General features: G+C 63.3%; 20 protein-coding genes and 3 tRNA genes. 10 read left to right on the forward strand and 13 right to left on the reverse strand.

The annotated features are described in order from the left end of the window. Positions 1-12: 12 nt before the first annotated feature. Positions 13-783, reverse strand: a complete 771-nt coding sequence (locus FYJ28_RS09895) for a substrate-binding domain-containing protein (RefSeq protein WP_326831638.1) — start codon at positions 781-783, stop codon at positions 13-15. A gap of 79 nt (positions 784-862) precedes the next feature. Here FYJ28_RS09895 and FYJ28_RS09900 point away from each other — a divergent pair, with 79 nt between their 5' ends. Beyond that, a complete protein-coding gene (locus FYJ28_RS09900) occupies positions 863-1,222 on the forward strand; it encodes a DUF5997 family protein (protein ID WP_195840651.1) in 360 nt (119 codons plus the stop codon). A 101-nt stretch (positions 1,223-1,323) separates the two neighbouring features. Here the strand turns inward: FYJ28_RS09900 and FYJ28_RS09905 are convergent. Continuing rightward, positions 1,324-1,406, reverse strand: a tRNA-Leu gene (locus tag FYJ28_RS09905). Positions 1,407-1,825: 419 nt separating this feature from the next. On the opposite strand from FYJ28_RS09905, the gene FYJ28_RS09910 reads away from it, so the two are divergent. The 7 genes from FYJ28_RS09910 to pknB are packed head-to-tail and all read left to right on the forward strand — an operon-like array spanning position 1,826 to position 11,116. Then, positions 1,826-2,554: an FhaA domain-containing protein gene (locus tag FYJ28_RS09910; protein ID WP_055242774.1), complete on the forward strand. Its 729-nt coding sequence runs from the start codon at positions 1,826-1,828 to the stop codon at positions 2,552-2,554. Continuing rightward, positions 2,554-3,039 (forward strand): FHA domain-containing protein FhaB/FipA, encoded by a 486-nt coding sequence (locus FYJ28_RS09915; protein WP_055242776.1) that lies wholly within the window; start codon positions 2,554-2,556, stop codon positions 3,037-3,039. Before FYJ28_RS09910 ends, FYJ28_RS09915 begins: the two co-directional genes overlap by 1 nt. A gap of 44 nt (positions 3,040-3,083) precedes the next feature. Then, positions 3,084-4,589 (forward strand): protein phosphatase 2C domain-containing protein, encoded by a 1,506-nt coding sequence (locus FYJ28_RS09920; protein WP_154579227.1) that lies wholly within the window; start codon positions 3,084-3,086, stop codon positions 4,587-4,589. Then, the gene (locus FYJ28_RS09925; RefSeq protein ID WP_154579161.1) at positions 4,589-6,001 is read left to right on the forward strand and encodes an FtsW/RodA/SpoVE family cell cycle protein; all 1,413 of its coding nucleotides are present in this window, start codon (positions 4,589-4,591) and stop codon (positions 5,999-6,001) included. The genes FYJ28_RS09920 and FYJ28_RS09925 overlap by 1 nt, the downstream gene beginning before the upstream one ends. Beyond that, positions 5,998-7,440: a peptidoglycan D,D-transpeptidase FtsI family protein gene (locus FYJ28_RS09930; protein WP_154579162.1), complete on the forward strand. Its 1,443-nt coding sequence runs from the start codon at positions 5,998-6,000 to the stop codon at positions 7,438-7,440. The genes FYJ28_RS09925 and FYJ28_RS09930 overlap by 4 nt, the downstream gene beginning before the upstream one ends. Next, the gene (locus tag FYJ28_RS09935; protein ID WP_326831640.1) at positions 7,437-9,215 is read left to right on the forward strand and encodes a protein kinase domain-containing protein; all 1,779 of its coding nucleotides are present in this window, start codon (positions 7,437-7,439) and stop codon (positions 9,213-9,215) included. The genes FYJ28_RS09930 and FYJ28_RS09935 overlap by 4 nt, the downstream gene beginning before the upstream one ends. Positions 9,216-9,220: 5 nt before the next feature. Beyond that, positions 9,221-11,116: a Stk1 family PASTA domain-containing Ser/Thr kinase gene (gene pknB / locus FYJ28_RS09940; protein WP_195840645.1), complete on the forward strand. Its 1,896-nt coding sequence runs from the start codon at positions 9,221-9,223 to the stop codon at positions 11,114-11,116. 30 nt (positions 11,117-11,146) lie between these two features. Here the strand turns inward: pknB and FYJ28_RS09945 are convergent, their stop codons facing one another. Genes FYJ28_RS09945 through FYJ28_RS09955 form a run of 3 tightly spaced genes read right to left on the reverse strand, consistent with a single transcriptional unit; the run spans position 11,147 to position 12,685 of the window. After that, positions 11,147-11,791 (reverse strand): aminodeoxychorismate/anthranilate synthase component II, encoded by a 645-nt coding sequence (locus tag FYJ28_RS09945; RefSeq protein ID WP_055242787.1) that lies wholly within the window; start codon positions 11,789-11,791, stop codon positions 11,147-11,149. Beyond that, positions 11,788-11,967 (reverse strand): hypothetical protein, encoded by a 180-nt coding sequence (locus FYJ28_RS09950; protein WP_055242788.1) that lies wholly within the window; start codon positions 11,965-11,967, stop codon positions 11,788-11,790. The genes FYJ28_RS09945 and FYJ28_RS09950 overlap by 4 nt, the downstream gene beginning before the upstream one ends. A gap of 1 nt (position 11,968) precedes the next feature. Continuing rightward, the gene (locus FYJ28_RS09955) at positions 11,969-12,685 is read right to left on the reverse strand and encodes a class E sortase (protein WP_082413656.1); all 717 of its coding nucleotides are present in this window, start codon (positions 12,683-12,685) and stop codon (positions 11,969-11,971) included. A 310-nt stretch (positions 12,686-12,995) separates the two neighbouring features. Here FYJ28_RS09955 and FYJ28_RS09960 point away from each other — a divergent pair, with 310 nt between their 5' ends. Continuing rightward, complete coding sequence (locus FYJ28_RS09960; RefSeq protein ID WP_055242791.1) at positions 12,996-13,253, forward strand: cell division protein CrgA; 258 nt, start codon at positions 12,996-12,998, stop codon at positions 13,251-13,253. Between the two features lie 903 nt (positions 13,254-14,156). On the opposite strand, the gene FYJ28_RS09965 is transcribed toward FYJ28_RS09960, so the two are convergent. Both FYJ28_RS09965 and FYJ28_RS09970 read right to left on the reverse strand, forming a co-directional pair. Further along, positions 14,157-14,771 (reverse strand): rhomboid family intramembrane serine protease, encoded by a 615-nt coding sequence (locus FYJ28_RS09965; RefSeq protein ID WP_321164379.1) that lies wholly within the window; start codon positions 14,769-14,771, stop codon positions 14,157-14,159. 308 nt (positions 14,772-15,079) lie between these two features. Next, a complete protein-coding gene (locus tag FYJ28_RS09970; RefSeq protein WP_055242794.1) occupies positions 15,080-15,622 on the reverse strand; it encodes a peptidylprolyl isomerase in 543 nt (180 codons plus the stop codon). A 152-nt stretch (positions 15,623-15,774) separates the two neighbouring features. Here FYJ28_RS09970 and FYJ28_RS09975 point away from each other — a divergent pair, with 152 nt between their 5' ends. Beyond that, the gene (locus FYJ28_RS09975) at positions 15,775-16,713 is read left to right on the forward strand and encodes a hypothetical protein (RefSeq protein ID WP_154579164.1); all 939 of its coding nucleotides are present in this window, start codon (positions 15,775-15,777) and stop codon (positions 16,711-16,713) included. 53 nt (positions 16,714-16,766) lie between these two features. On the opposite strand, the gene FYJ28_RS09980 is transcribed toward FYJ28_RS09975, so the two are convergent. From FYJ28_RS09980 to gyrA, 6 genes are all read right to left on the reverse strand, one after another. Then, complete coding sequence (locus FYJ28_RS09980; RefSeq protein ID WP_154579165.1) at positions 16,767-17,714, reverse strand: DMT family transporter; 948 nt, start codon at positions 17,712-17,714, stop codon at positions 16,767-16,769. Between the two features lie 162 nt (positions 17,715-17,876). Further along, positions 17,877-17,949 (reverse strand) — tRNA-Ala (locus FYJ28_RS09985). A 65-nt stretch (positions 17,950-18,014) separates the two neighbouring features. After that, positions 18,015-18,134, reverse strand: coding sequence for a DLW-39 family protein (locus tag FYJ28_RS17350; RefSeq protein ID WP_211372315.1), 120 nt, complete (start codon positions 18,132-18,134; stop codon positions 18,015-18,017). A gap of 44 nt (positions 18,135-18,178) precedes the next feature. After that, positions 18,179-18,252, reverse strand: a tRNA-Ile gene (locus FYJ28_RS09990). A 111-nt stretch (positions 18,253-18,363) separates the two neighbouring features. Continuing rightward, on the reverse strand, positions 18,364-18,864 hold the full coding sequence (locus FYJ28_RS09995) for a DUF3566 domain-containing protein (RefSeq protein ID WP_055242800.1): 501 nt from the start codon (positions 18,862-18,864) through the stop codon (positions 18,364-18,366). Beyond that, positions 18,861-21,494, reverse strand: a complete 2,634-nt coding sequence (gene gyrA, locus FYJ28_RS10000; protein WP_055242802.1) for a DNA gyrase subunit A — start codon at positions 21,492-21,494, stop codon at positions 18,861-18,863. Before gyrA ends, FYJ28_RS09995 begins: the two co-directional genes overlap by 4 nt. Positions 21,495-21,541: the final 47 nt, after the last annotated feature.

Here is a 21,541-nt window from a genome sequence, read left to right on the forward strand (position 1 = left end):
CCGCCAGGAGTTCTAGCCACGGCCTTTGCCGGGACGGCGGCGGGCGGGCTTACCGCCCGGTTTGCCGGGCTTGCTGTGCGGAGCTTTGCCCCTCACCGGCTTTCCGCTTTTCCTGCCTCCCGAAGGCTTTGAACCTTCCCGGTCTCCGGATACCGAAGTGCCGCGTGTTTTCCCGGCCGGTTCGCCCTTCGCCGAGGGCTGCCGGGAACTGTTGGCTGTACGCCCGCGGACTATGCCGATGAACTCTTCCACGTCGGGGTCTGTGGTGTCCTGGAGCCACGCCACCGCAATCCTGGTCCCCTCCACGCCGTGCACCGGGCGGGTCAGGACATCCCGGCGTGAATGGGCCCGGGCCACGGACATCGGCAGGATGAACAGCCCTGCCCCGGATGCAACGACTTCCAGTGCCGTTGCCGGGGTCCCAAGTTCCGCGGCATCCATAAGGTTTTCGCCCGCGAGATCGGCGAATTCAACCTCTTCGAAAGCCGCCAGGGGATGGTCCTTGGGCGCGGCGACAACAGGCTGTTCCCGGTAGAGCGGGATCGCGTGCAGGTCCCCCGGACGCTCATAGCCGTCCTCGGGAATACGGATGAAAACCAGGTCCGCGGAACCGTTTCGCAGCTCCTCAAGCGCTTGTTCCTGCTCAGCCTGAACGGCTTGGACCTCCCTGCCGCGGCGCTCAGTCCAGCGGGACACCCACTTGCCCGGCGTAACACCGGGGACGTAGGAAATCCTCAGCGGAGGAACTGCGGAATGGGCCGGCTGCGGGGACTCGGAGGACACCTGTTCACACTAGCCCACCACACCTTGCGGGGGCTGCGGATACCCTTGAACTATGACCCCCGAAAAATCTTCCCAGTCCATGAAGCCTGCGACGGCTGCCAAGAAGCTGGGCATCTACCTTCCTGCGGCTCCCCAGGAGTTCCAGGACAACCCGGTTACCCGTGCCCAGCTGGACGAGATGCAGTCCACGCCGCCTGAATGGCTCTCCGAGCTTCGCCGCAACGGCCCCCACCCGCGGCCGGTGGTGGCCCAGAAACTGAACATCTCAATTGGCGGTCTCTCCCGCGGCGGTATCACCGAGCCGCTGACCACCGCACAGATCAACGAACTGCTGGCTTCCCCGCCGGAGTGGCTGGTCGCTGAACGGGCCAGCTTCGCTGCTGTCCGTGCCGAGAACCAGCGGGTCAAGCAGGAAAACGCCAAGAAGTCCCGCAGCTGACACTGCTGCCGCGCTGCACCCGTTTGGGTGCCGGCGCGGCCGGTCCTTGACCGGCATAAAAAAATCACCCCGGCTAACCGCCGGGGTGATTCTCTATAGTGTGCGCGAGGGGGGATTTGAACCCCCACGCCCTTTCGGACACTGGCACCTGAAGCCAGCGCGTCTGCCGTTCCGCCACTCGCGCAAAGTGATTTCCCTCAGCCTCGGACGCTCATTTGCTCACACCTTGATGTGAGATTCGCATCCCGATTCCTCGGGAACAGCAGAATCAAGCATACCGGCATTTCCCCGAAACACCTAAACGGACTCTGTGAGGCTCCTCAAACGCCGGACCCGCAGGTCCGCCGAGGGGTGTTCTCCCTTGCCAACAGGCGGGGAATCCGGGTCCCCCGGGCGGCTCCGGAACGCTTCGCCTGCAGAAACAGGGCGCACAGATTGGTAAGGGGACACCGTTAGGGTGTTAAGACAATTGCGAGCGGACCCCAGTAGTATCGGAATGGATAACCCGCGCCCTGCCCCCTGATCGGCCTGCTGGCCGCCCGCTGGCACCGCGCGGACTCAAGGCAAGCCAGGGAAGTTCTAGGAACAGGGAAGGAGGCGGAGATGGGCCTACTCGACAACGTTGAACGCGGCATTGAACGAATGGTCCGCGGTGCCTTTTCCAGCGGATCTTCCGGCCGTGTCGAACCCCTCGAACTGGCAATAGCGCTCCGCCGCGAACTGGATGAGAAGTCCATGACGCTGGGGCAGGGCCGCACCCTGGCCCCGAATGTCTTCACCGCACGCCTTTCCGACGACGATTTCGCCCGCGCCCAGGAATGGGGCGCTCCTCTTGCGGAAGAACTGTGCGACGTTGTCATCAAGCACGCACGCAGCCAGTCCTACACACTGCAGGGTGCAGTCAGGGTCTCCTTCACCCGTGATTCATCGCTGAAACCGGGTTCCCTGGAAATTGATTCAGCAACCGAGAAGTCCCATGCCGCGGCGACACGGCCCCCTCAGCCGCCTGCACCGCGCCAGAGTCCCACCCGCATGCAGCCCGTGCTGGACATTGACGGACAGCGCTATTCGCTGAACGCGTCCTCAGTTGTGCTTGGCCGCTCCTCCGAAGCGGACATCCTGGTGGACGACACGGGTGTTTCCCGCCGCCATCTGGAAATCCGTACCGACGGTGGAACCGTCCGTGCCATCGACCTCGGTTCAACCAACGGCAGCTACGTCAACGGCCAGAAAGTCCAGGGGGAAACCATCCTTACTGACGGCTCCACAATTGCCATGGGCAGGACGCGCATTGTGTTCCGTCTGCTTCCAGTTCGTTCCGGGGGGCGCTGATGGACGGTTCACTGACGCTGACCCTGCTCCGTTACGGTTTCCTCATCCTGCTTTGGGTCATGGTGCTCGGAGTAGTAGGGGCTATCCGGCGGGACCTTGTCCTCGGTGCGCGCAACCGCACCGGTACTCCCACAGCCAGGCAGGTGCGGAAAAACCCGGAACTTGAACGTGTTGCTGCGCCGCCTGCAAAGGTCCAGGCCCGGGAAATGGTTGTGACGGAAGGCCCGCTGCGCGGAACCACGCTGGAGCTGGCATCCAGCCCCATCCTGCTTGGACGTGCACAGGAAGCCACCCTCGTCCTCGAGGACGACTACGCCTCCGGCCGGCACGCACGGCTCTTCCCTCAGGGAAGCCGCTGGTTTATTGAGGACCTCGGTTCCACGAACGGCACTTTCCTTGGCGGTTCCCAGCTCACCCGCGCCCAGCCCGTTGACCCCGGGGTTCCGATCCGCATCGGTAAAACAGTCATTGAATTGAGGCCATAGCAGTGGCCCTGGTCCTTCGGTACGCTGCCCGCTCCGACGTAGGTATGGTTCGTTTCAAGAACGACGACTCTGCCTATGTGGGGCGCTATCTTGCCGTTGTCGCAGACGGAATGGGTGGTCATGCAGGGGGCAACGTGGCCTCCGCTTCCACTGTTCTGGACCTGGTCCACCTCGACCGCCCTGATCTTGACGACGTGGCCGTCACCGTCCTTGCTGATGAAATCCAGGCCGCAAATTCACTGCTCTCGGAGCTTGTCACCACGTCCCCGGATCTGTCCGGCATGGGCACGACGGTCACGGCCATGCTTCTTCAGGGCGACCGCCTGGCTTTGGCACATATCGGCGATTCCCGCGCCTACCGGCTCAAGGACGGCGTTTTTGAGCAGATAAGTGTGGATCACACCTTCGTTCAGCGGCTCATCGACGAGGGCCGTCTGCGGCCCGAAGACGCGGAAGTCCATCCCCATAAGAATGTGCTGATGCGCGTGCTGGGTGATGTGGACGCCAGTCCGGAACTTGATCTGGCTACCTTTGAGGTGGAACCGGGCGAGAAGTGGCTGCTGTGCTCAGACGGGCTCAATGCAGTCCTGCGGGACAGCGACATCGAGACCGTGCTGCGGGACTCCACGGATCTGGGCGCCGCCGTCGACACCCTCGTGGAACTAACCCTGGCGGGCGGGTCGCCGGACAACGTGACGGTGGCGATTATCGAGGTCGCTGAAGAGGCTGAAGCCCCCGCCCCGGCACCTGTCCGGGAACCTGCCCCAGTCACGGCAGGGACCGCTGCCGTCAAGGCTGAGGGCGCTGCCGCCCGGCCGCTGCCGGATCAAGCTGATACAGCTGATGAACCGCATGCAGACAGCGAAGGCACCGGCACCGACGGCGAGGAGGCGAGAGAGGCAGACAGCCCCGCCCGCGCCGAACTCATCCGCAGGGATCTGGAGTCGAGGCCCCATGTGCTGGTCGGCGCCGCTTCGCTTGCCACCGAAACCGGGCAGATTCCAATTGTCACCAAACGTTCGGCAGAACGGCGCGCGGCACGCCTGCTTATGCACAAGGCGGACGACGCCGGCAGCCCGGACGCGCCCGAGGATGCACCTGTTGAGCCGCGCAGGCGCCGCCGCTGGATCCTGCTGGTAGTCCTGGGAGTGATTGCCGCCCTGCTGGCCGCCGTCCTCTGGGTCGGTTACGCCTGGACGCAGACGCGCTACTACGTGGGATCGGCGGACAACCGGGTGGCCATTTACAACGGTGTGTCCCAAACCATCGGTCCGATCAGGCTTTCCCAGGTTGCGGAGACCACGAACATCCCGGTTGACAGCCTCCCCGAGTACTGGCGCAGCCGTGTCAACGACACCGTTCCGGCCAGGGACCTCGTGCACGCCGAGCAGATTGTTGACCAGCTCCGCGGAACCGCGAAGGCGATCCTTTGCCCTCAGCCGGCAGATCCTGTTCCCTCGCCATCTCCTTCCGTACTCGCTGAGGCACTCGATGCTGCCACCACCACCGAAGCACTTCCTCCCATAGACGCCTGCGGAGGCCAGCAGTGATGTCAGAACTCGCAGCTCCGGCCAAACCGCGCCGCAACATCGAAGCCGTCCTGCTGGTGCTTGCCCTGGGCGTGGGCGTCGGCGCCAACATGCTCGTGGGCATCGATGAGGACCGTGCCTTCGATTCCGATTTCTGGCTCCAGGGCGGGACCCTCGTGGCACTGGTACTGGCCTTCCACTTTGTGCTGCGCTTCCGCGCCAAATATGCCGACCCGGTAATACTTCCGGTCGTGACGGCCCTGAACGGCATCGGACTGGCAATGATCCACCGTCTGGACATTGCCGAGGGGACCACGGCTGCGGACCGCCAGCTGCTCTGGAGCACACTGGCCGTGGCAGTCGCCATTGGCGTTCTGTTCCTCATCAAGGACCACCGGATCCTGCGCCGCTACACCTATATCTCGCTGATCGTGAGCGCCGTCCTCCTCCTGCTTCCCCTAACGCCGCTTGGGCTGACCATTAACGGCGCCCGGATCTGGATCAGTGTTGGGGGCGGCACCTTCCAGCCCGGTGAAATCGCCAAGATCACCCTGGCCATATTCTTTGCGGGGTATCTGTCCACCAACCGCGACCTGATTCTGCTGGCAGGACGCAAGGTGGGTCCGCTGCAGTTCCCCCGCTTCAAGGACATGGGTCCCATGATGGCTGCGTGGGCCGTCAGCATCGGGGTCCTGGTATTCCAGCGCGACCTCGGTTCTTCCATCCTCTTCTTCGGCCTCTTTATGGCCATGATCTACGTGGCAACCAGCCGGGTGAGCTGGGTCCTGATCGGCCTGGGGCTAATCGGTGCAGGCGGATTTGTGGCAACTCAGCTGTTCAGCCACGTTGCCCTGCGCATCGACGGCTGGCTAAACGCGTTCGACCCCGAAGTGATCGAACGTTCCCCGGGCGGAAGTTACCAGGTGGTGCAGGGTCTCTTTGGCCTCGCCAGCGGCGGCATGACCGGCACCGGCCTGGGGCAGGGACGCCCGGACATGGTCACGTATGCCAATTCGGACATGATTATTGCTGCGCTCGGCGAGGAGCTGGGCCTGATCGGAATCTTCGCAATCGTTCTTATGTACGTGCTGCTCGTTTCCCGCGGCTTCCGCGCGGCGCTGGGCACCCGGGACGGCTTCGGGAAGCTCCTGGCGTGCGGCCTCTCCTTCACCATCGCACTGCAGTGCTTCGTTGTGATTGGCGGTGTCACCCGCCTCATCCCGCTGACCGGCCTGACAACACCGTTTATGTCTGCCGGCGGTTCGTCACTGCTGGCCAACTGGATCATTGTGGCGCTGCTGCTGCTGATCTCCGACGCTGCCCGGCGCCCTGCTGCGACTGGACTTCTCACTGATATGGAACCTGCACTGGCCTCTCCCGCCGCTGGACGGGGACCGGGACGCAAAGGACGGAATGAGGTGACAGGAGTATGAACCAGGCAATCCGCAACAGCTGGATCGTGGCCCTCGCCATGTTCCTCGCGATTCTGGGCTCGCTGACCTACGTACAGTTCTTTGCAGCGGACGAACTCAACAAGAACCCGATCAACAGCCGGCAGCTCTACCAGGACTTCGGACAGAACCGCGGGTCCATCCTGGTGGACGGCGTTCCGATCGCAGAGTCCGTTCCTTCGAACGACCAGTTCAACTTCCAGCGGGTCTACAACAACCCCGAGGTGTATTCAGCGCTGACCGGTTACTTCTCCCTGGTGCACGGCAGCAGCCAGCTGGAACAGGCCATGAATGACGAGCTGGCCGGCAACAGTGACCAGCAGTTCTTTGACCGGGTTGTAAAGCTGCTTTCCGGTTCCCAGGCGGAGGGCGCCTCGGTGGAACTGACGATTGACCCACAGCTGCAGCAGATGGCCTACGACCTCATCCCTGACGGCCAGCGCGGTTCGATTGTGATGATGGATCCCAAGACCGGTGACATCCTGGCCATGGTTTCCAAACCGGCCTATGACACCAACCTGCTCGCCGGCCATGACACCGAAGAGGTAAATGCCAATATGGATGCGCTGCTCAGCGTTCCAGGCCTTTCCCCCTATCTGAACCCTGCCACGCAGTCCCTGCTGGCTCCCGGTTCCACCTTCAAGCTCATCGACGCCGCAGCAGCCCTGGAGACCGGCAAGTTCAACGCCGAGTCCGTGATCCCAAATCCTGCTGCCCTGCCGCTGCCCGGGACCAACATTTCCCTGCCCAACTACACCAACGGTGCCTGTGCAAGCCGCACGGAGGCGGACATCCAGTTCGCACTGGAACAGTCCTGCAACACGGTATTCGCGCAGATCGCCTGGGAGGTGGGACAGGATGCCCTCTCGGAGCAGGCTTCGAAGTTCGGCTTCGGTGAGTCCTTGAGCATTCCGACACCCGTCACCGCGAGCCAGTTCCCCGAGACCGAAGACCAGGCCGAGCTTGCTCTCTCCTCCATTGGCCAGGGAAGCGTCACGGCGACTCCGCTGCAGGTGGCAATGATTTCAGCTGCCATAGCCAACAACGGCGTGCAGATGACTCCTAACCTCATCAAGACAGTCCGGGCTCCCGACCTCTCGGTGCTGAACGAGCCCGAGCCCACCGTGCTGAACGATTCGATCAGCCCCGGCACTGCCGCCCAGCTGACCGACTGGATGGTCAGCGTAGTAGACAACGGCACCGCCTCCGCAGCCAGGATCCCCGGGGTGAAGGTTGCAGGCAAGACCGGCACGGCGGAAGTCCAGGACCGCGGCGACAACGCCTGGTTCACCGGGTTCGCCCCAGCCGATGACCCGGAGGTAGTCATTTCCATCGTGATGGAAAATGTTGACCTGGCCACCGGATCCCAATTGACCACTCCAAGCGCGCAAAAACTCCTAGAGGCGGTGTTGAATAAGTGAGGCCTACTTCGGGAATCACCTTAGGCGGCAGGTTCCAGCTGACCGATCGTATAGCCATCGGCGGTATGGGCGAGGTCTGGAAAGCACGGGACCTTGTCCTGGGCCGGATCGTTGCCATCAAGATCCTCAAGGAGGAGTACACCGGCGACCCGGGCTTCCTGAACCGTTTCCGCGCTGAGGCACGCCACACCGCACTGTTGAACCACGAAGGCATCGCCAACGTGTTCGACTACGGCGAGGAGGAGGGTTCCGCCTATCTGGTGATGGAGCTCGTCCCCGGCCAGCCGCTCTCCACCATCATCGAGCGCGAGAAGGTCCTTTCCCCGGACCGCACCCTCTCGATCATTGGACAGACGGCCACTGCTCTGGCAGTCGCGCACCGGCAGGGACTGGTGCACCGGGACGTCAAGCCCGGCAACCTGCTGATCATGCCGGACGGGCGGGTAAAGATCACCGACTTCGGCATTGCGCGCCTTGCCGACCAGGTCCCGCTCACCGCCACCGGCCAGGTCATGGGTACGGCACAGTACCTCGCCCCCGAGCAGGCCACCGGCCAGCAGGCGACCGGTTCGAGCGACATTTATGCCCTTGGAGTCATCGGCTACGAACTGCTTGCCGGTACCCGCCCGTTCTCGGGCGAATCCCAGATCGCCATTGCGCTGGCACAGGTCAACGACACTCCGCCGCCGCTGCCGGAGTCGATACCGGCTCCGGTACGGGCGCTGATCATGTCCATGCTTGCCAAGGATCCGGCAGACCGTCCGGCCGACGCCGAGGCCCTTGCCCGCGCTGTTGCGGCCATCCGCCGCGGCGACATCAGCGCTGCTCAGCAGGCTGTACCCGGCATGCTGCTTTTCGGTTCCGGAGGCACAGCGGCAACCAGCACGGTCACCGCACCGGTGCCCATGCCCGGCGACACGTCTGCAACGCGCGTCGTGGACACCTCTCCCTCAACCTCGGCCCTGCCCATGGCCAACGCGGGTGAGCAGACCGGTGCCCTGGCAGCGTCACGTGAGTGGACCGATGAAGACGTAGACAGCGACGGCGACGGCTACGGAAATGACGGCTACGGAAATGACGATGCGGACCAGCCGAAGCGCAAGAAGTGGCTGATCCCGCTGATCGTGATCCTGGCTCTGGTCCTGGCGGGCATCATCGCCATGATCGTAGTGAACCTGAACTCCGACCCCGCCGGAGACAGCAAGCCGACGACGTCGCCGTCCACCTCGGTCTCGAGCAGCCCTACCCGCAGCAGCGCCTCGCCGACGTCGAATTCCCCGTCTCCGACAACTTCAGAGCCCAGCCCGTCTACCGAGGCTCCTGAAATCACGATCAACGCTGCCCAGTACCAGGGCCGGAACGTAAACGAAGTGTCCCAGGAGCTCAGCAGCCTTGGGCTGGCGGTCAGCCGCAACCCGGTGCCGTCAGACCAGCCCGAGGGCACTGTCCTGGACGTTAACCCGGTTGGCCCGCTCTCCCGGGGTGACGCAATCGCAATTACCTACTCCAGCGGCCCTGAACTCGTCACCGTCCCCGGTGGACTCATGGACACCCAGGCATCCGCAGCGAGCCAGTCGATTGTAGCCGCGGGGCTCGTTCCCAACCGGGTGGAGCAGCCCGGCAGCCAGCCTGCGGGCACTGTTATCAGCGTGAACCCCCGTGAGGGCAGCTCTGTTCCGCGCGGTTCCACGGTGACCATTGTCATTTCCTCCGGCCCCGCCCCCTCCGCGTCGACACCTGCCGCCGGAGAAACCACGAATCCTGACGGACCGTAACCACCATGAGTTCGGACTTCCTAAAGGGACACCCAACGCTGAACACCGACCGGATCCTTGACGGCCGGTATGAAGTGGGTGAGCTTATCGGCCGCGGAGGCATGGCCGATGTTTACCTGGGCCGCGATTCGAGGCTCGGCCGGGCCGTCGCCATCAAGGTGCTGCGCCCTGACTTGGCGCGCGATCCGCTGTTCCAGTCGCGGTTCCGCAGGGAAGCCCAGGCCGTCGCCGGCCTGAACCACTCCGCAATCGTCTCTGTCTATGACACCGGCGACCAGGCCCCGGCCAGCGGCTCCCCTGACGAAGTACGGCTTCCTTTCATCGTTATGGAGTACGTATCCGGACGGACTCTTCGGGACCTCATCAAGTCCGGTGACGTCACCGTTGACGAGGCTGTCGATTACACTCTGGGAGTCCTGGCTGCCCTGGAGTACAGCCACCGTTCCGGCATTGTGCACCGGGACATCAAGCCAGCCAACGTGATGGTGACCCACGACGGCCACGTGAAGGTCATGGACTTCGGCATTGCACGCGCAATTGCAGACTCCGCGGCCACCATGACACAAACCCAGGCAGTTATCGGAACGGCGCAGTACCTCTCACCCGAGCAGGCCCGCGGCGAAACCGTTGACGCCCGCAGCGACCTCTACTCAGCGGCGTGCCTGCTGTTCGAGATGCTCGCCGGGCGGCCCCCGTTCATCGGGGACAGCCCGGTCTCGGTTGCCTACCAGCACGTGCGGGAGGCACCCCCCAAAGCGAGCAGCTTCAACCCCGAGGTGACCCCCGCCCTTGATTCTGTCCTCGGGCATGCCCTCACCAAGGACCGTAATGAGCGGTACCAGAATGCGCACGCCTTCCGCGAGGCCCTCCTGGCGGCACGCGCCGGCACGGTAGACCCGCATCCAACGGCCGCCACACAGGCTGTCCCTCGCCAGTCCGTGCGCTCTGAGCCCGTTCCCTCCGATGAGCCGCGCACCCGGGCCATGGCACGTGTGCTCGAAGGCGGCCCTCTCACAAGCATGTCCGCCAGCGATTTGGAGGAAGAAGAGGACAATTCAATCCTTCCTCCGTCCAGCCGTGCGGACGGGAATCCGGAGCGCAGCGGACGCCGCAGGGCCTGGATCATCACCCTGTTTGCGGCTATTGCGCTGATTCTGGCCGGCGGCAGCATTTACGCCTACAACCTCGTGAACCAGCCGCCTCCGCCGCCCGCGGTGGCAAGCATCCCGGACGTGGAGAACATGTCCCAGACTGACGCGATCAATGCGTTGCTTGCCGAAGGATTCAGGGCGCCGGTGACCGAACCCCAGTACAGCGACACAGTTGAGCCGGGCCTGGCCATCGGCACTGAGCCGGAGGCTGGCAGCACAGTGGAGCTCGACAGCGACATAACCCTCCTGATCTCCCAGGGCCCGTCTGCAGTACAGATCCCGGATACGCTGCCCGGGATGAGCGAGGCCCAGGCACGCGACACACTCCGCCTGCTTGGCCTGCAGGGAGGGGACACGGCCACGGCCAATAGTCCCACCGTCCCGGAAGGCAGGGTTATCGAGACCAAACCTGGTGTTGGTACTTCCGTCCAGACGGGAAGCACCGTGGATTTGGTGCTGTCCACCGGCAAGGTCACGGTCCCGAACCTCGTGGACACCAACGTGGAAGAAGCAAAGGCCTACCTCGCCGATCCCGCCTACGGGCTGGGGGTAGAGGTGGAAGAAGTCGAGAACAGTGTGGTTGAGCCGGGTACCGTGACTGGCCAGAGTGCGCCCGCCGGAAGCGACGTGCCGCAGGGAAGCACCATCACACTGACGGTGGCCAAGGCTCCTGAGCCCTCGCCGTCGGCCTCGCCCAGCTCCTCCGCATCACCATCGGCACCGGGAAACCGCAGGGGAGGCAACGGCTGACCGTTCCGGCCGGCTCTTGACTGCGGTTCCTCAGCCTGCGGAACTGATCAGCGGGCTCAGCGTTGAAGCGTGCGCTGCGGCCCCGGTGAGTCCCAGGGTTTCCAGCCAGTTCCCCAGCATCTGGTAGCCACCCTCCGTGAGTACCGATTCCGGATGGAACTGGACGCCGGACAGGGGAGCGGTGCGGTGGCGCAGTCCCATGATGATGCCGCTTTGCGTCCTGGCCGTCACTTCCAGCTCTTCCGGTACTGATTCCGCCACCGCTGCGAGGGAGTGGTAGCGGGTAGCAGTCAGGGGGCTGGAGAGTCCTGCAAACACGTCAGTTCCCTCGTGCTGAATCTGGGAAGTCTTGCCGTGCATAAGTTCCGGTGCGTGCGTGACCGTACCGCCAAATGCTTCGGCCAGAGCCTGGTGACCAAGGCAGATGCCAAGCATGGGCTTGTTATTGGTACTGCACCAGCGGATCAAGTCGATGCAGATACCCGCCTCTGCCGGGGCCCCGGGTCCGGGGGACACAAGGACGCCGTCGTGCTCGGCAGCCATTTCCCGGGCCTGGTCGGCACTGAGGTCGTCATTGCGGATAACGGTTGTCTCAGCGCCCAGTTCCTGGAGGTACCCCACCAGGGTGTAGACAAAGCTGTCGTAGTTGTCGACCACAAGGATGCGGGTACTCATTGCGTTTCAGAACCGCCAATCGTTGAATCCGTGAGGGGTGCCAGGAAACTGAATTCCGAGAACCAGGGGAAGACGTACATCATCAGGACCAGCACCACTCCGGCTGCCAGCACGAGAGCCGTAAGAATACGAACCCACAGGGGCCCCGGAAGATGCCGGAAGATCCAAGCGTACATTTTATCCCTGTCCTGCAGAGTTACGGCTGACGACTGCGGCTATCTCTTCGGGCGGTCCAGCTGATGCCGGCTGCCACGAGTCCAGAACTGCGTAGGAGATGAAGCGCTCCTCCGAACCAAACCGCGGATTGCAGGTGGTCAGCGTCAGGATGCGTTCTTCAGGCGCTATACCCGGCTGTGTGGGCACGGGGGCCAGTACGTCCACCCGGTCCGGCAGGACAATCTGGCTGTTGCGGAACACGTAGGTGTAGTAGCCCTGGGCGGTCTGCACATAGATCCGGTCTCCGGGCACGAGGGTGTCGACGGCGTCCAGCACCTGCCCGTGGGTCTGGCGGTGTCCGGCCAGGGCAAAGTTGCCAACCTCTCCCGGCATTGCTGTTTCGGGGTAGTGGCCCAGCCCCAGTGTGTCCAGGACCTCGGTGCCCACGCCCTGTGTGACAGGACGGGCATGCTCGGCGCCAAACCGGGGAATATAGATTGCGGCAAAGGTAGTTCCGTCGGTTTCCGGGGCTGGAAGCACCGCAGGGTCACCGTAGGATTCGGGAAGCGGGATGGCCGGTGCTGCGGGGGCGGGCTCAAACCCGGCAAACAGCTCCTCCATGGCTGCTTCCTGGTTCCGGTCAGCTTCGATGTTGGTCCACCAGAGTTCCCAGACGACGAACAGCACCAGAACCAGGCCAAGGGTAATCAGCAGTTCGCCCATCACCTGTACGGCCATGGCGCCTTTGCCCCGTCTGCGCCGGGGAACGCGTGGCTTGCCGGATGGCGGCTCCGCAGCCTCAACTCCCTCGATTTTGTTAGCGGTACTCTCCACCCGGTTCCGGTCCTCTCAATGGCTGGCCGCGCATCCGGGCACGCCCGGTCTGCTCATTCGCTACGATTGGATGAGAGGGACCTTACACAACCGCCCGGCCCACCGCAGATACCCCGTCAGGATATAGCCAGCGGACCAGCCCAGGCGAGCTGTGCGGGGAACCCGCAGACCATAACCGTGCCGGCGTCCAGAGCCGGTTCCGCTAGGAGGATCCGTGCCAGAGTCCAAGTCCCGCAAGAAGCCCCCGGCAGCGACAGGAGCAGTGCCCGCCAAGGCGAAGTCCGAGCCGAAGCCGAACCCGGTCTGGTACAAGCCCGTCATGTTCGGCCTGATGATCATCGGCCTCATCTGGATCATCGTTTTCTACATCTCTGAAGGTGTTTACCCCGTCCCCGCCCTCGGGGCCGGAAACATCCTCGTGGGCTTCGGGGTCGCCATTGTGGGATTCCTGATGACCACGCGTTGGCGCTAGCCGACTACCGATTCTCTTCGACTCCCGGGTTGCCACGGCAGCCCGGGAGTTCTTTTTTGACCGGGGACGGGCGCACCGCCGGCTGTACCCAGGCCGTCGCTGCGCGGCTGACCACGGCAGACCGCGGACGCAGGAGTTTTTAACAGGGTTACCCACAGGGGTACAGGTTCTCCACACATAGTTATCCACAGGGGTGGATAACTATGTGTGTGATCTTGCAGATAGAGACACCGTGCACCTCAGTGCCGTCCCTGCCTTATCCACAGCAGCAGGTGGAAAAGCTGGGGATAAAGCGTGCTCCACGCATAGGGGTTTATACCCACCTTGTGCAGATAGTTATCCACAACAGTGGATAACTCTGTGGCTAGTGCGGGCCTATTTGGCGCCAGCGCGGGGATGCGAGTTATCCACAGCTGTGGAATTACATGTGTGTAACTCATACACAGCACTGGATAACTCTGTCGAAGAGTTACCCACCGGCTGTGCACAACTTCTCAGCAGGCCTGTGGATAACATCCGCGGTCTGCTCTGTCCCTCTATCCGGCGACCGTGCAGAACACCCCCAGGATTCGAGTTACACCACTGTAAGTTATTAACAATGTGGGTATCTCTGTGGATAACTGGGGGCGACCCTGTGGATGGACTGGTTGCCGCACAGCTGTGACCCGTCTGCGGCGCTGCAGCATTTTTCCTCAGCGGAAGGAGAGCGCGGTCCGGCGGGGTTGTCCGCAGGAGCCGGCGTGTGTGTGGCCACGCACAGGAGAACGCCAAATAGGGCACGCCGCACGGCCGCCGGGAGCTGGACTAACTCCCGGCCGGGACGCGGGGAAAGAGTGCGGGGTAAGGTGGGAGCCGGCGCAAGGGACCGGACAAGCCGGCTGCTGGAGCCCGCCCGGAAGGCGTCTAAGGCTGGAAGCTGGGCGCCCAGACGAAGCTGAGAACCGCGAGCACCACTGTAATGAGGGCAAGTCCGCCGAACTGGAAGAGGGAACGACGCGGGCCCTTCGGTGCGTAGGCCAGGACGGCGCCGCAGGCTGCACCGGTTACCAGGCCGCCCAGGTGGGCCTGCCAGGAGATGCTGGGGTAGACAAAGCCAAGCACCAGGTTGATGCCGATTAGGATCAGCAGGGCTTTCACCTCACCGCCACGCTGCCGCTGGATGACGAAGAGGGCACCAAAGAGTCCGAAGATGGCTCCGGACGCACCAACTACTGCCTGCAGGCCCGGGGCAAGCATAAGCACGCCGATCGAACCGCCGAGTGCGGAGATCAGGTAAAGCAGGGTAAACCGCAGCCTGCCAAGCAGCGGTTCAAGCGACCTGCCCAGCAGCCACAGGGCATAGAGGTTAAAGGCGATGTGGAAGATGAAGCCGGGGGAGTGCAGGAAGGCGGCAGTGAGCATGCGCCACGGTTCGACTTGTGCGTAAACCGGGGCGAACCAGAACAGCTCCGTAAAGCCGGGAACAATCCATTGCAGGGCGTAGGCCACACCGCACAGGACCATGAGCGTAATGGTCACAACGGGTTTTCCGGCACGAACCGCGCCCCCGTATTGGGTCCGGTACGCCGGGGACTGGCGGCGGCTTTCCTGAAAACAGTCAACACACTGGATGCCCACCGGTGCCGTGTGCTGGCACTCAGGACAGGCGGCACGGCCGCACCGCTGACACCTTATGTAGCTGACCCGGTCGGGGTGCCGGGGGCAGACAGGCACATCGTGGGCAGGTGTTCCGGCAGGTACTCCATAGGACATGGTGTGTGTGCTCCAGGAAGTTCTAAAGAGGGATACCCCGGCCGGCGGTACCGGCCGGGGTTCCGGCGAAGCGGCTAGAGCTGCTCGACGGTGATGCTGTTGATAACAACATCTTCGGTCGGCTTGTCCCGCATATCGGTGGGAACGGCGTTGAGCGCGTCCACGATTGCCTTGGACTCGTCATCGGCAACTTCACCGAAGATGGTGTGCTTGCCCTGCAGCCAGGTGGTGGGAACAGAGGTGATGAAGAACTGCGAGCCGTTGGTGCCCCGGCCCATCTGGATGCCCGCGTTCGCCATTGCCAGCTTGTACGGAGTGGCAAAGTCCAGGTCCGGGCTGATCTCGTCGTCGAACTGGTAACCCGGTCCGCCCGTGCCGCGGCCCAGGGGATCGCCGCCCTGGATCATGAAGTCCTTGATGATGCGGTGGAAGATGGTTCCGTCATAGAGCGGACGGCTGGTCTTCTCGCCGGTTGCCGGATCAGTCCATTCGATCTCTCCGGTTGCCAGGCCGACGAAGTTGCGGACCGTCTTCGGCGCGTGGTTGCCGAAGAGGTTGATCCGGATATCGCCCTTGGTCGTGTGGACGGTTGCTTTTGCGGTAGGAATAGCAGTCATAACGCTCATTCTTCCACGGCGGCCTTACAGGCGGCTGGAAAACGCCCTGTTCAGCGCACAGTGAAAATCCAGTGGCTGGCAGGGCTCTGATAGCACAGAACCGGCATTGCACGTAGGCTAAGGCTGAACCGTCACTATCCTGGGAGGTAGTTTTGAACAAGAAGGACCGCATTGCCCGTGACTTCGAAGCGAATGTCACCGCAGGCGTGGAAACGGCGCGTGACTGGGCAACCCCCAAAGTAGAAGCAGCCGTCGGATGGGCAGTTCCCCGCATCGAAAAGGGAATCGAAACCGCCTCTCCGAAGATCCAGGACGGGCTCAAGCGCGCAGCCGATGAGATCGCGCAGGGAGTCGCAGTCGTGACTCCGCGGCTCCAGGACGGCCTGCAGAAGGTCGGCCCCAGGATTAGCCAGGTTGTCGACGACGCGGCGCCGAAAATTCAGACCACCCTGGATAAGGCTTCGCCGGCCCTGACCCACGCCAAGGACAAGGTTGTGGACAGCTACATCCCCACTCTGTCCACCCGTATTGGCGACGCGGCAGATTCAGTTACGCGCAGTCTCGGAACCGCAGCTGTTCCGGTACAGACCGCCGTTGCAAAGGCCACTGGCAACAAGAAAGCCCTCAAGCAGGCTCAAAAGGCTGCTGCGAAGGCCGCCAAGGAAGCCCGGAAGCAGAACAAGAGCGGTGGCAAGGGCTGGCTCATCTTCGGCATCATCGCCTCCGCTGTGGTTGCCGGCGTAGCAGCCTGGCGTGCTTCGCGTCCGGTCGAGGACCCGTGGAAGACCCCGGCTCCGGCCCAGCCGTCTGTTCCGGTCCCGGCACCTGCCCCGGCCGCTGAAGCAAAGTCCGCCGCTCCCGCAGCCAAGGCGGCAGATACTCCTGCTGACAAGGCCAAGGACACTGCTGCTACGGCCGCTGAGAAGGCCAAGGACGCCGCCCAGACTGTGAAGGAAGCTGCTGCTTCCAACACGCAGAAGGCCGGCACCAAGGCCGCTGACGCAGCCAACAACGCCAAGGACGCCGCAGCTGCGAAGTCCGGCGGTGCACACGCAGACACCTCGGCCAAGGCCGACAAGCCGCAGAAGTAGGCTTTAGCTGCAGGAAAGGGACCGGATGCTTCAGGCATCCGGTCCCTTCCGGTTTAAGGCTTCGCAGGGTCAGCGCTCACATCCCCGCCAAGCGCGGGCGGTGCAGGCGGCAGCGGTTCCCCGCATGGTGGGGGCGGAGTACTTTCACGCCGTTTAGCCTGGCCCAGCAGTACGACGGCGAGGCCGCCCAGGATCACAGCGAGCCCGGCGTAGGTTCCCCCAGGCAGTTCCTCGCCCAGGAAGATCGCGGCCAGGATCGCTGCCCCGGGTATTTCCAGCAGAATAGTCATCGAGACAACCAGCGGGCTGATCACGGCCAGCAGGTGATTGAACACCGTATGTCCCAGCAACTGGGCCATGAGGGTCACGCCCAGGATTCCCGCCCAGGCCGCCGGCGGAAAGCCGATGACGGGCTGCCGGAAGGCCAGGCACATAACCGCCAGTACCAGGGCGCAGAACCCGTAGCAGAGCGTTGTATAGGTGCCCGTGGACATGGTGCGCCGGGCCTTGCCTCCGGCTATTGTGTACAGCCCGGCCAGGGCACCACCTGCCACAGCCAGCGCGTCTCCGAGCAGTGCCTGCGGCGAGAGCGCGATGTCGAACCCGGTGATGACGAGGACTCCCACGAAGGCAATGACAAGGCCGGCAAGCGTCTGTGCGGCAACCTTTCGTCCGCGGAAGACATCGAAGAGAGCAATCCACCCGGCCTGAAGGCACACCAGAGCGGTTGCGACAGCCACGGAAGTCAGCTGCAGGGCAGTGATGAAGCAGGCGAAGTGCAGTGCCAGGGCGACCGATGCCAGGGCAGTCCAGCGCAGCTCAGTGCGGTTGAGGCTGAGGAACTGCTGCCGTCCGCGCACTCCTGCAGGAACTCCCATGATGAGCGCTCCGAGTGCGTTGCGCCAGAACGCGATGGCGAGGGCCGGTGCCGCAGTGGCGGCCATAATGGGTCCGGACGCGGAGACGCCCAGCACGCCGACTACGGCGAGGAGAAAGGTCATTAGAAGAGGTTATTCCCTGTGTGCGCCCACCGGCTGTGGCCGCGCCGTGTGCGCGGAGCCGGGGAGCGAGGGAAACCCGGAAATCCGGGCGGAATGTTCGGACTGTGCGTAAGCCGTTAAAGCGGAAAGTCCCGGCCGTTACCGGCCGGGACTTTCTTTCGGTGGAGGCACGGGGACTCGAACCCCGAACCCCCTGCTTGCAAAGCAGGTGCGCTACCAATTGCGCCATGCCCCCGAAATGGAACTGCTTCAGTATATCCCACCCGGAAGGGTGTTCAAACCAAGCTGCTCCGGATGGAGCTACTCAACCTTGTCGGTCGAGGCCTTCCAGACAGATTTCTCCGCGGCAGTTTCCTGCCATTTCTTGAAGGCGAAGACTCCCGCTGCCGTCGCCGCTGCAATTGCAATCAGCTTCTTCACAGTGCCTCCTTGCCGTTGTGGTCAACCATTTTCATGGTTTTCCGTGGGCGTACCAGGACTTGAACCTGGGACCTCTTCGTTATCAGCGAAGCGCTCTAACCGCCTGAGCTATACGCCCCGATACCTCACCGGGCCGAGATAAGACTCTACCGTACCCTCGGCCACTTCAACAAATCCGGGTTCATTCTTCCGGCGCGGACCGTTTGCCCGCGCCGGAAGAGAGCCGTTTTTAGTCGTCGGTGAGGGTCACACCGATGCCGCCCACCAGAGTGGAGGCGATGTTGTAGAGCACGGCCGAAAGCATCGACAGTGCCGTCAGGAGCAGGACATTGACGACGGCGATGATGGTCGCGAAGGAGACCACCTGTCCCAGCGAGGCGAACTCACGCAGGTCGAATCCACCGGATTCGGAGCCTGCAATTTCGCCCAGGAGACGGTTCACCTGGTCGAAGATGCCGGTGAGGTCCAGGACCGTCCACAGGACAATCGCTGCCACAACCGTGACCACACCAAGGGCCACGGAGAGCAGGAAGGACATCTTGAGAACCGACCACGGGTCGATCTTGCTTACCAGAAGGCGGGCCTTGCGGGCCTTGGCCTTGGGTGCCGGCTTGACCAGCGGCTGCCGGTTTCCTGGCGCGCTCTGACCCGTCCCAGGCCGCTGGGCGGGCCGGGCGGGGGTTTTTACCCGCGGGCCGCCGGACCTGGCATTAGAGTTGGTCGAGCTCACTCGCTACCTCCATCTTCAGCAGACTGCGCGTCGCGCCCAGCCGTTTCGTCTGTAGACAACGGTACTTCATCCACAGTTGCCTCCACAGACTCGCCTTCGGCAGCTGCGTCGTCCTCGTCCGCTTCCACGGCGAGGTCACGCTCGGAGTTCCGGGCCACAGCGATGATGCGGTCGTTCTTGTCCGGCTTGGCGAAGATGACGCCCATCGTGTCGCGGCCCTTGGCCGGGACACCGGAGACTGCTGAACGGACAACCTTGCCGCCCTGCATGACTACCAGGACTTCGTCCTCTTCCTGGACGATCATGGCGCCCACCAGGTGCCCCCGGTCTTCGTTGTACTTGCCAACCTTGATGCCCAGGCCGCCGCGGCCCTGGACCCGGTATTCGTCGACGGAGGTTCGCTTGGCATAGCCGCCCTCTGTCACGATGAACACGTATGAGTCCTCGGTGACGACGTCAGCTGCCAGCAGTTCATCATCCTCGCGGAACTTCATGCCGGTAACGCCGGAGGTGGCACGGCCCATGGGGCGCAGCGCCTCATCGGTGGCAGTGAAGCGCAGGGACTGGCCCTTGCGGGAAACGAGCATCAGGTCATCGGTTTCGCTGACCAGCTGCGCCGACACGACCTCGTCGCCTTCGCGCAGGTTGATTGCGATGACGCCTGCGGAACGGTTGGTGTCGTAGTCGGACAGCTGGGTCTTCTTGACCAGGCCGCGCTTAGTGGCGAGCACCAGGTAGGGAGCTGCTTCGTAGTCGGGCAGGTCCAGCACCTGGGCAATGTGTTCGCCGGGCTGGAAGGCCAGGAGGTTAGCAACATGCTGGCCCTTGGCATCGCGCCCGGCTTCAGCCAGTTCATAGGCCTTGGCACGGTAGACGCGGCCCAGGTTAGTGAAGAAGAGCAGCCAGTGATGCGTGGTGGTGACAAAGAAGTGTTCCACAACGTCGTCACCGCGCAGCTGGGCTCCACGGATTCCCTTGCCGCCGCGGTGCTGGGCACGGTAGTTGTCGCTGCGGGTGCGCTTGACGTAGCCGCCGCGGGTGATGGTGACGACCATTTCCTCTTCGGGGATCAGGTCTTCCATGCTCATGTCACCGTCGTAGCCCATCAGGACCTTGGTACGGCGATCGTCCCCGTGCTTGTCCACGATTTCTGCCAGCTCTTCGCTGACAATGCTGCGCTGGCGTTCCTCGGAAGCCAGGATCGCGTTGTACTCGGCGATTTCAACTTCCAGCTTGGCGTGCTGGTCCTGGATTTTCTGCCGTTCCAGTGCTGCCAGGCGGCGCAGCTGCATGTCCAGGATGGCCTGGGACTGCAGTTCATCGATGTCCAGCAGCTGCATCAGGCCGGTACGGGCCTCATCGACGGTGCTGGACCGGCGGATCAGCGCAATGACTTCGTCCAGGGCGTCCAGTGCCTTGAGCAGCCCGCGGAGGATATGCGCCACTTCCTCCGCCTTGCGCAGGCGGTAGCGGGTACGCCGGACAATAACCTCGAGCTGGTGGGTGACCCAGTGGCGGATGAACGCATCCAGGCTCAGCGTGCGCGGCACCCCGTCAACGATGGCAAGCATGTTGGCGCCGAAGTTGTCCTGCAGCTGCGTGTGCTTGTACAGGTTGTTCAGCACAACCTTGGCAACGGCGTCGCGCTTGAGCACAATCACCAGGCGCTGGCCGGTTCGGCCGGAAGTTTCATCGCGCATGTCGGCGATGCCGGTGATCTTGCCGTCCTTGACCAGTTCGGCAATCTTGATGGCCAGATTGTCCGGGTTGGCCATGTAGGGCAGCTCGGTGACGACCAGGCATGTACGCCCCTGGATTTCCTCCACGTTGACCACGGCCCGCATGGTGATGGAACCGCGGCCGGTGCGGTAGGCATCCTCGATGCCCTTGTGGCCCAGGATGGTGGCGCCGGTGGGGAAGTCAGGTCCCTTGACGCGCTTGATCAGTTCCTCCAGCAGCTCCTCATTGGAAGCTTCGGGGTGCTCGAGGTACCACTGCACACCGTCAGCCACCTCGCGCAGGTTGTGCGGGGGAATGTTGGTGGCCATGCCGACGGCGATGCCCGAGGAGCCGTTGACCAGCAAGTTCGGGAAGCGGGCCGGCAGGATGGTGGGTTCCTGGTTGCGGCCGTCGTAGTTGTCCATGAAATCGACGGTTTCCTCGTCGATGTCACGGACCATTTCCATGGCCAGCGGGGCCATCTTGGTCTCTGTATAACGAGGTGCAGCAGCCCCGTCGTTACCGGGGGAACCGAAGTTGCCCTGTCCGAGCGCCAGCGGGGCGCGCATGACCCAGTCCTGGATCAGGCGGACCAGCGCATCATAGATCGCGGAATCGCCGTGCGGGTGGTACTGGCCCATGACTTCGCCGACTACGCGGGCGCACTTGTTGAACGAGCGGTCCGGCCGGTAGCCGCCGTCGTACATCGCATAGATAACGCGGCGGTGCACGGGCTTCAGGCCGTCGCGCACGTCCGGGAGGGCGCGCCCGACGATGACCGCCATGGCGTAGTCCAGGTACGAGCGCTGCATTTCAGTCTGCAGGTCGATCTGCTCCACGCGGTCGGAGAGGACGTTCCCGCTGAGGGGCTCGAGTTCGCCGCCGGGTACTTCCGGGGTCTCATCACTCATTGGTTGTGTTCCGTTCTAAGTTCTCGAAAAAGTCCGGGTAGCTGCGG

The sequence above is a fragment of the Arthrobacter sp. BL-252-APC-1A genome (genome assembly GCF_009696625.1).
In the GTDB taxonomy this organism is placed as follows: domain Bacteria; phylum Actinomycetota; class Actinomycetes; order Actinomycetales; family Micrococcaceae; genus Arthrobacter_B.